Annotated in this window: 6 protein-coding genes; 3 read left to right on the top strand and 3 right to left on the bottom strand. The window is 40.3% G+C overall.

Translation table 11 applies throughout. The annotated features are described in order from the left end of the window. Positions 1 to 452 precede the first annotated feature (452 nt). On the top strand, positions 453 to 1,322 hold the full coding sequence (locus EMP01_RS15420; RefSeq protein ID WP_129022464.1) for an aldose 1-epimerase family protein: 870 nt from the start codon (positions 453 to 455) through the stop codon (positions 1,320 to 1,322). Positions 1,323 to 1,392: 70 nt separating this feature from the next. Here EMP01_RS15420 and EMP01_RS15415 read toward each other — a convergent pair whose 3' ends face one another. From EMP01_RS15415 to EMP01_RS15405, 3 genes are read right to left on the bottom strand one after another with little or no spacing between them, the layout of a single operon-like run. Beyond that, positions 1,393 to 3,453, bottom strand: a complete 2,061-nt coding sequence (locus EMP01_RS15415) for an outer membrane beta-barrel protein (RefSeq protein WP_129022463.1) — start codon at positions 3,451 to 3,453, stop codon at positions 1,393 to 1,395. Positions 3,454 to 3,461: 8 nt separating this feature from the next. Continuing rightward, complete coding sequence (locus EMP01_RS15410) at positions 3,462 to 4,148, bottom strand: carboxypeptidase regulatory-like domain-containing protein (RefSeq protein ID WP_161971352.1); 687 nt, start codon at positions 4,146 to 4,148, stop codon at positions 3,462 to 3,464. A gap of 9 nt (positions 4,149 to 4,157) precedes the next feature. Next, positions 4,158 to 4,919: a GLPGLI family protein gene (locus EMP01_RS15405; protein ID WP_129022461.1), complete on the bottom strand. Its 762-nt coding sequence runs from the start codon at positions 4,917 to 4,919 to the stop codon at positions 4,158 to 4,160. Positions 4,920 to 5,063: 144 nt separating this feature from the next. Between EMP01_RS15405 and EMP01_RS15400 the strand changes: the two genes are divergently transcribed. Both EMP01_RS15400 and EMP01_RS15395 read left to right on the top strand, forming a co-directional pair. Continuing rightward, the gene (locus EMP01_RS15400; protein ID WP_129022460.1) at positions 5,064 to 6,536 is read left to right on the top strand and encodes a sensor histidine kinase; all 1,473 of its coding nucleotides are present in this window, start codon (positions 5,064 to 5,066) and stop codon (positions 6,534 to 6,536) included. Continuing rightward, positions 6,526 to 7,233 (top strand): response regulator transcription factor, encoded by a 708-nt coding sequence (locus EMP01_RS15395; RefSeq protein ID WP_129022459.1) that lies wholly within the window; start codon positions 6,526 to 6,528, stop codon positions 7,231 to 7,233. The genes EMP01_RS15400 and EMP01_RS15395 overlap by 11 nt, the downstream gene beginning before the upstream one ends. Positions 7,234 to 7,361: the final 128 nt, after the last annotated feature.

The raw sequence follows: 7,361 nt of genomic DNA, 5'->3' as shown, positions 1-7,361 counted from the left end.
TTAGTAACACTTTCGTTACCATTTGCTAAACGCAGAGACTCGAACTCCTATCGTGCGCCGACCGCCGTTTCGTTGGGAGTGCAAAGGTAAATAACCTTTCCATAAAAACCAAATCTTTTTTGAAGTTTTTTTATTCCCTTCGGTCCGTTACCAAACCTCCAAAAATACCTCAAACACAATACCAGTCTCACTTCCCATTCAATCTTAAGACCTACCCCCGTTTCCGTAAGGGAGTGCAAAGATAGATCCTTATTAATTCCTGAACAAATCTTTTTACTATTTTACACCTAATACACCTGATTACTTTTTATCATAAACCAATACCAGCATACATTCCAAGCCACACATATTCTTTAAAATATAAGTAAAGAGGTGGGGAAATAAGAGAAAATAGACCTGTAATTTCATGTTTTTAGGTGATTTGTTTATTTTGCCCAAAACAAATCTACCTGATGCTTACACTGGAAACGCCCGCAGCAAGAGTAAATATTCTCCTAAAAGGTGCTGAACTCTGCAGTCTATACCATAAAGAAACCCAGACTGAATATATATGGGATGGCAATCCTGCTTTCTGGAACAAGCATAGTCCTATCCTATTCCCGATAGTGGGTACGCTAAAGAATGATACATTTTCACATAATGGACTCCTGTATTCCTTGCCCAGACACGGTTTCGCCAGGGACATGAATTTTACTGCAGAACAACATGGAGCAGACCAGGCTACATTCAGTCTGCAGTCGGATGCCGAAACACTTGCTAAATATCCGTTTCTATTCTGTCTGAAGGTGCATTATAAGCTTACCGATGATCATTTGGCGGTGCGCTACAGTGTGGAGAATACTGGGGATGATAACATGTATTTCTCTATTGGCGGGCATCCTGCATTTAAAATACCAATTAATGATGCCTTACAATTTGAGGATTACGAACTGCAATTTGAACAAACTGAGCAGGCAGATATCTATCCGCTAAACCATGATGGACACCTGGTACAACAAGGTATTCCTTTTTTGCAGCACGCCGCTAAAGTGTCCTTGAAAAAGGATTTGTTCTATGACGATGCACTCATCTTTAAACAGCTAAACTCTAAAAAGATACGTTTAGCATCTTCGAAAGACAAACGATATATTGAAGTTTCTTTTGAACAGTTTCCCTACCTGGGAATATGGAGTAAAAAAGATGCCAATTTTATCTGTATCGAGCCCTGGAATGGGGTTACAGATGTTGAAAGCGCATCCGGACTGCTTGCAGAAAAAGAGGGAATATGTATGCTGGAACCACAGCAAAAATGGGAAGGCTCCTGGCAGATACAATTTGGCTGATAACAAATATAAAAAGGCAGAGGGTTGATCATTATAATGATCAACCCTCTGCCTTTTTATCAAACAGGTATTAACGCTGTACTGAAATACTACCAGGTGTACCTGCTTTGTTGAGCCTGTAACTGAAAGAAAGCACTGCATATCTTCCGATAGTATTAGAGCGCTGTTCCATAAGATAGTTCAGCTGGCTTATCCGCTGTACTGATTTGTTTCTGTCCAGCAAATCAAATGCCCTCAGAGATATGGCCCCTCGCTGATTCGCAAAAATATATCGTGTAATTTCTGCACTTACAATCGGTACGGTAACCGGCTGATCAAAACTACGGGCAGTATAATGGGTAATATCTCCGGAAGCGGTAAAGTTCCATTTGGCAGTGGGTCGGTATCCGATCTGTGCAAACCCGGAATAATTATAATACTGATTATTCATCTCTTTATTGATGGAATAACGGGAATCTGAAATATTAATATTCCCTCCCCAACGCAGATCCCAAACATCGCTGCTGATATTGCTAAAACTCAGATCCAGCTTATGAGACAAAGTGTTATTCTTATTGTTAATGCTATTTACAGGATTAAGGCTTTGCGCCCAGGTCTCACTTATACTTGTATGAATATTGAGTCCGATACTATTAATTGGCCTGGAATAATCAAGCGATAATTGTGAGGATACCTCATACGGTGTATTGACCAACTGCAGTTGTTGTGCCAGGTTTGAGGACACAGTGCGGGCATATGCAATCTTATTGTTCGTATAACTTCCCCTCAATGATGCTGAAAAAGAAGACATGCTGAATTGATCAAATAAGAAATACATGGCGTTGAAAATATGATTATACTCTGGTTTCAAATGTTCATTCCCTTTTGTCAGCATCAATGGATTGCTGTAATCGGTTACCGGCATTAATTGTGCAGCATCCGGGGCTGCAACAGAAGTATTATATGAAAGCGTAATGCGCTTACCCCTGTCCTGATCCTTTTCCCAGAAGATAGACGGCAGGAAATAACCATAATGCTTTTGATACAGGGATTGCCCATTCAGCACCGGGTTCAACCACAAATCTTTTCTTTGCAGGCCCATGTTCCAACGCAGCGTTTTCTGATTTCGTTTCAATACTAAAGCATTAGACCAGGTGACTACATTTCTTGTAAACGCGGGACTTAATGAGTCTGTAACCATCTCCGGTAGGTCAAGCGGTCCTTGTTTACGATCGGTCATTTCAGTGGACAGTACAATGCTAGATGAAGGTTCAAGAAAATATCCTTTTCCCAATGTACGCACTGCACTCATGGTCGCTGATCCGTTAGCACTGATACCCGTATAATTACGGTATTGCTCATCACTTATTTCTTGAGCCGGATTAATATACACTGTCCGGTTGCGCCAGAACTCTTTGCCGGACTGTTTTTTATACCCACCCTGCAATACAGCTTTTAGTACCGGCCAGCTCCCCTTCTGTTTTTGCAGCCAGGTAAAATCAGCGCCTGCTTCAGTTTTCTTGCCTTTATTACTGATGTAGTTATCAAGATCATTTTCTAAAATTATATTCCTGTAATTCTCTGAAAACGATTGCTCATTTTGTTTACTGGATCCTAAAAGGCCATATAGATTGAAGGTCATGAAATGAGCTGAATCGACCTGCTGACGCCATTTTACAGAAGCTCTGTTTACCAGATTCGCAGACTTGCTCTGTTCACTTTTCTCCGTAGTGAAAGTGCCTTCGGGAATAAAATTTTTCGTATTTGTATATTGATCCAGGAGCTTGTCCATTCCATTACCCATATAGTTAAATGAAAGGCGGTTATGCGCATCAGGTTCAGCCATATAATTTAAAGCGAATGCTCCTGAATTGACATTACCCGTTACCGGCTGTCCGGCATCAATAGGCATCTCATCTTCATCAATCCTGATCTCACCACCGTTACCGACAAGTGATTTCAGTCCTCCGTTAAAATTGAAATAATCTTCAAAGCTGAATCCGAATTTATTAATATTATTAAGCATACCCATCGCCGCCAGCTGACTTTTAGGACGAAACTTAAAGGCTTTCAGGGATGCTTCATATTTTTCCGGAATGCCTCCTCCAGCTTTTGCTTCACCAAAGTAGCCTATTTTCTTTCCATCTTTCAATACCAGATTTAAAGTTGCTCCCGCTCACCATCATCAATGCCGGAAAATAATGATGCATCGGATTTCTTTTCGAAGGCCTGGACTTTATCAACAGCATCTGCAGGTAGATTTTTAGTGGCAACTTTAGGATCATCGCCGAAAAACTCTTTTCCATCCACCAGGATTTTATTTACGGCCTTGCCCATCGATTTTATATTTCCATTCTTATCAACTTCTATACCAGGCATCTTTATCAGCAAATCCTCCACAACCGCGTCCGGCTTAACTTTGAATGATCCGGCATTATATTCCAGGGTATCTCCTTTAAGGCGTATAGGTATCTTTTCTCCCGATACAATGACTTCATCCAGTACACTACCTTGTGCATTTTCGGCCAATACCTGTATACCCAGATCGGTTGTCAACTGGTCATTAACGGTTATCAATTTGTATTGTGTATAATAACCCATCAGCGCTACCTGTAGTAAATAGCTGCCTTCCTTTACAGCGGTAAGCGTATAAAAACCCTGAGCGTTCGTGATGCCAAACGTTACGAGTGTAGAATCAGAAGGATCAAGCAGCGAGATAGAAGCCCCGCCCAATCTGTTGTACAGGCTATCTGTTACCTGACCTTTAAGGTTATACTGAACCGCATATACATTGTTTAATGTAAAGCTGAGTAACGCTAGTATAAAGAAGCCAATTTTTGTAAACATATGCATGACTTATCTTTCAACCTTAAAAATGACGTTACCCTCTCCTTTGAACTGCCGCTCCATTTCATCTATTTTCTTTTGCATGATGGCCTCATATTCTTTAGCTGTAACTTTTTTACCTTTTGCTGGTGGCTTAACATGAGTAAGCATTTTGGCATCTATTGGTTCAACTTTTACTGCAGTGATCAGCATGGTTTGCCCGATAGATACTTCCATAATCATACCAGGTAATCCGCTCATGCCTTCAGGCCCGGATGATACGGGTATGGCTGTAGTATACCAGGCCATGATTTGGTATTGCCCTTTCTCATCCATCATTGTTGCTTCCATACAAGGCATGCCCAATATTTTCTTTTGCCTTCCGGTTGTCTTCCATTTTGATGCAGGTAAGGACTCACTTTGAATGATAAATTGTTTGCCCATCAGATCCTTTTGCTCCGTTTTCTTTTGGTTCTTAATATCGGTATATACTTTTTCATCGGGCTCTTGTCCTACAGCACGAAACATCATGTTCCCCTCTGTATATTCCGGAGCTGCCTCCATTTTCACCGTACTGTTTTCATACAATGTTGCATCGGGTGTGAAGTATAATGTTTTCAATGATTTTTGCTCTGCAGGAATGATATCTGCAAGACCATCCGGTAAATTACTATTGGCAAATTGCCCCTTATCGATAAATACTTTACGCTCATAAGTAATCATGCCTAATGTTTGCTGTGCCATTGAGTATATGGTCATCAACAGCAAAGGGAGTAATAATAGCTTTTTCATGTTTTTATTTGATTTAAAATGACAGAGCAAAGCTACTCCTCGTAAATGCAGACTGGGGTTAACTCCCAACCAAATAAGGTTAAATAAGGTTAACTATTTTCTGTATTACTAAAGCATTTAGTTTATTTGCATACAGAACAATTTATGAAGGTGTTGGTTAAGACGAAACAGGCAAGAAAATTACAATTGATCAGCTGGCTTATGCTGGCCAGCGAAGTATTGCTCCTATTGTTTCTCTGTAAGTGGATCGTGAGCCAATATAAAGAAGAGTCTGCTCGGCTGGATAAGGATATACAGACTGTATTTTATGCTGTTGAAACCAAAATGTCTGATAGTCTTTTAAACAAAGAAGTAACAACATTACTCTTAGGCAATAAATCTTTTGATACCATAGAATTCAATGTCAGTGCGCCGGACGTAAAGTTTATACCCGCCATACCATCTGACAGAAAAATACTTCCTTTACCCCGCGATACTGCAGCCATACCAACGCTCATTTCCAAAAACAGTAGTATTGCTATACATTCCTACACTGTTGCTCAGGATTCTGCATCAGTAATGAAACATCCGGAAGACACACGTAAGGTCCTGCGCTTTGCACTCCAGCAAATTATGAATGATATAGAAATGGATACCTTCCAGGTAAAAATAGATACCAGTTCACTCCGGAAAGAGTTTGCATCAGCAGTACATAAGAAGTGGCCAAATATAGCAGTGCAATGGCTTTCTACTGGAAATACGCCACATGCATTCAGCTATAAACCAAAAAATACAGAGCGTAGTTTAATCCTGACCAGCCATAAATTATATATCACAAAAGCCATTATTGCCCAAACTGCATTTTGCCTTGTACTCCTTTTATTATCAAGCCTGGCCTTTGTTCTGGCTTATCGCAATACAAAACAACAAACTTTATTTTCATTACAGAAAGACCACTTTATCGACAACATTTCTCATGAACTTAAAACCCCGGTCGCCACAACCAAAGTTGCAATTGAGGCATTAAGTATGTACGATGCACTGGAAGATCCGCAGCGCTCAAAGCGATATCTCAGAATGGCCGGGTGGGAAATAAATCGCCTGGAGACAATGATCAATAAGATTATGGACACTACGCAGGCGACCAAAGGGGTACTAATTCTTGAGAAAGAAACCATAAATCTTTTAGAACTGGTACAGGAAATCGCATATTCTCTGCAGCAGGTATTTATCGAACGGGAGATACAGCTGATCTGGGATATAAAGGATGATGAGATATTCTTGGCCTCAGCAGATCGCACACACCTGACTGGTGCTATTTATAATCTGATTGATAATGCAATAAAGTACGGAAATAATATTATCAGAATCAGCCTTTACAAAAAGGAGCATAATATATACCTCAGCATTGCTGATAACGGTACGGGTATACCGCAAGCCTATCAATCCAGGATCTTTGAAAAATTTGTACGGGTTCCACAAGGGAATATCCATAATGTAAAAGGATACGGTTTAGGATTATCTTATGCACAGTACATTATTGCTGCCCACAATGGTATGCTTAGTCTTCAAAAAGAGCCCGGATGGGGAGCCGTATTCAGTATTTCACTACCAGAATCAAATAAAGATGAAGTATAAAGTACTATATATAGAGGATGAAGAACATCTCGCCAGTATTGTAAAGGAAACGCTTGAGATAAAAGGCTACAGGGTACAGCATCAGACAGAGGGAACAAAGATCCTGGATCTGATCACCTCCTTTCTGCCTGATGTTTGTGTACTCGACATTATGCTTCCATATATTGATGGATACAGCCTCGGGAGAACGATAAGACAGGCTTACCCCAAACTACCCATTATATTTCTGACAGCCAAAAGTCAGACACAGGATATTGTTGAGGGCTTCAGTTCCGGAGGAACGGATTATATAAAAAAGCCATTTAGTCTGGAGGAGCTCATGGTACGTATAGATAACCAAATATCTATCCTCAACCAATCAGAAGCGGCAGTCCAGAAAATGATTCCCCAGGAATTTAAACTAGGTACATTCAGATATGCTCCTCAGCTCATGAAACTATTCGGACCTACGGAAACCATAAAGCTTTCCAACAGAGAAACGGAGATACTGAATATATTTTGCATGTCACCCAATGAGCCTATAGACCGTCGAGAACTGATGAAGATGATATGGGGAGATGACTCTTATTTTATCAGTCGCAACCTGGATGTGTATATACGCAGGCTTCGGGAGTACTTTGCGAAAGGCCTCGGTGTAGAAATTATAACTTTAAAAGGGAAAGGCTATCATTTCAGTGTATCTGATAATATAATGTAACCCAAAAATAAGATAACTACTAATACAGAAAAAGCGCCCTGTTTTCAGGGCGCTTTTGTGTATGGGCTATTTATTTGTATGGTATTGCTTGTATTACATTACCTGTTGTGGTAGTCTTGTCTTGAGTA

It is taken from the genome of Edaphocola flava (assembly GCF_004118155.1).
In the GTDB taxonomy this organism is placed as follows: domain Bacteria; phylum Bacteroidota; class Bacteroidia; order Chitinophagales; family Chitinophagaceae; genus Edaphocola; species Edaphocola flava.
Note: the sequence above shows the minus strand (reverse complement) of the source record. Positions and strands in the feature narration are given on the sequence as shown.